The sequence below is a fragment of the Salinivibrio sp. SS2 genome (assembly GCF_001722075.1).
GTDB classification, from domain to species: domain Bacteria; phylum Pseudomonadota; class Gammaproteobacteria; order Enterobacterales; family Vibrionaceae; genus Salinivibrio; species Salinivibrio proteolyticus.
The window spans coordinates 1-2,123 of record NZ_MEBP01000112.1 but is presented as its reverse complement, the minus strand read 5'-3'; the positions used below and the strand labels follow the sequence as shown (position 1 = coordinate 2,123).

Sequence of the window (2,123 nt, the reverse complement as noted above, 5' to 3'; positions counted from 1 at the left end):
CTGGGCAAACAAAAAACGGCCCGCATGCGCAGCGGGCCGTTCCAGAGTGTGAAAAACGCGTCGATTAAATCTTGAATGCGCCAATTTTTTCATTAAGCGATTGGGCACTTTGCTCCACCATTTCTGCAGTTTCATGCAACTCGGTGACCACGGTCACAGAAGCTTGCACCAGCTCTTTCACGTTGGTGAGATTTTGGTTCATTTCACCCGCGACCGAAGCTTGTTGTTCAGACGACGAAGCAATTTGGAAATTCATATCATTGAGAGAACGGATCTGCGCCACGATTTGATCGAGTTCCCCGCCCGCTTGGCTGACCGAATCAACACTGCTATCAGCCTCACTCACACTACGCTCCATCAAGCTCACTGCTTGTTGTGCACTTTGCTGCAATTGGGTGATCATATCCTGAATTTCCACTGTCGCCTCTTGGGTATGTTGTGCCAACTTACGCACTTCATCGGCAACCACCGCAAATCCACGTCCGCTATCCCCAGCACGCGCCGCTTCTATTGCGGCATTGAGAGCCAGCAAATTGGTCTGCTCAGAAATCCCTTGAATAGTGACAACCACAGTGCCAATTTTTTCCACTTGCGATTCAACTTGGCTCACTACGTGTGATGACTGACTAATGTCACTCGACAGCTCGTTAATGGTGTTGATGGTCGTTCCCACATAGCGCTGACCACTCGCCGCCTGTTCATTCGACGCTTCAGTGGCTTTCGAGGCTTCACGCGTATGTTCAGCCACATTCTGCACCGTGGCACTCATCTCACTCATCGCTGAGGCAAGCTGATCGATTTCGGCAAACTGTTCCTGCGCAGATTCCTTGGTCTCCGCCATACTGATGGTCATAATCTCTGCTAATGACGACAACTCATCAGCGGCTTGACGCTGCGCATCAATCACATCCACCAGTTGTTGGCGAGACGTCTCAAGCTCACGCGCCAGATCACCAAATTCATCACGACTGTTCATCTCAATTGGCTCGCTTAAATCTCGCTGCGCCAAGGCCCGAATTCGATCGGTGAGGTAATTGATTTGCCGCAGCATAATATTGGAGCCACCCAGCAAAATGACCATAAAGGAGACAATCATCAGTGCCGTCTGCCAAGCTATTTGGATCATATAGTCGTGATAATACGACTGGGCTTCCGACGTTGGCTGCGAGGCAACAATCCACCAATCACTGCCAGCAACAGGCACCGCATAACCATGTCGTGCACCGTCATACACCGTATAGCTGAATGCGCTGGATTGATTGAGAAATAGGTCAGCCACGTCGCTATCTTGGTGATCATCTGGCACGCGTAGCTCAGCGAATTGGGTCATTGAAGGATGTGCCCACACCTGACGCTTTTTATCATTCACCAAGTACAAATAGGCACCTTCACTGAACTCGGCATTCATACTCTCGACCGCTTCTCGCATCAGCCGCTCACCGTCAGGCTGCGCAATCAATGCCTTAGTCATAGCTGCGCTTGAGCGCGCCAATTCTTGTGTCTGTTTGAGGGTAAAATCCACCACGGATTGACGGAATGTTTGTGCATCCCATAGTTGCTTACCCACCAACAACACGGTGCTAAATACCATCAAAATAACCAGCTTGGGAACTAAACGCAGATTGGTTACTGGTTTTTCCCATGCATAGAAGCTATGTTTCGCCATAATCCTGCACACTCCATGCCCACATCAATGCTGACTCGCGACCCTACGAGGCGGGCGATAATTATTCTCGACAATTCGTTATATCGGTAAATCCGGCGATGACTAAACCCTTGTTTACCTTATTTGTGATAATTGCCCACATCCATATTCAATAATGATAAGTTAATCAGCACAACAGATGCCCCTGATACCTCACCGCGCGGTTATAACTAACCGAGTAGGCTAGCGTTTTGATGTAGATTGCGTTTCTTTTCGCTTGGAGAAGATCGTTATTCAATTTGCGATCGCACGCGCAGTATAAAAAAAGCAGCTCAAGGAGCTGCTTCAGATTGCTGACGAACCCCGCCTTTTTAGGCGGGGTTCTTTTTGATAAGCGGCCGTAGGCCGCGATCGCGATATTTTTTGTTAGAGAGTGGTCATTACCGACCAACGCCTAAATTGGCGGATAGAAGCCAGT

General features: G+C 49.2%; 1 protein-coding gene. It reads right to left on the bottom strand.

Annotated elements, in window-relative coordinates; genetic code table 11:
* Nucleotides 1-64: 64 nt before the first annotated feature.
* Nucleotides 65-1,666, bottom strand: coding sequence for a methyl-accepting chemotaxis protein (locus BGK46_RS14315; RefSeq protein ID WP_069590355.1), 1,602 nt, complete (start codon nt 1,664-1,666; stop codon nt 65-67).
* Nucleotides 1,667-2,123: the final 457 nt, after the last annotated feature.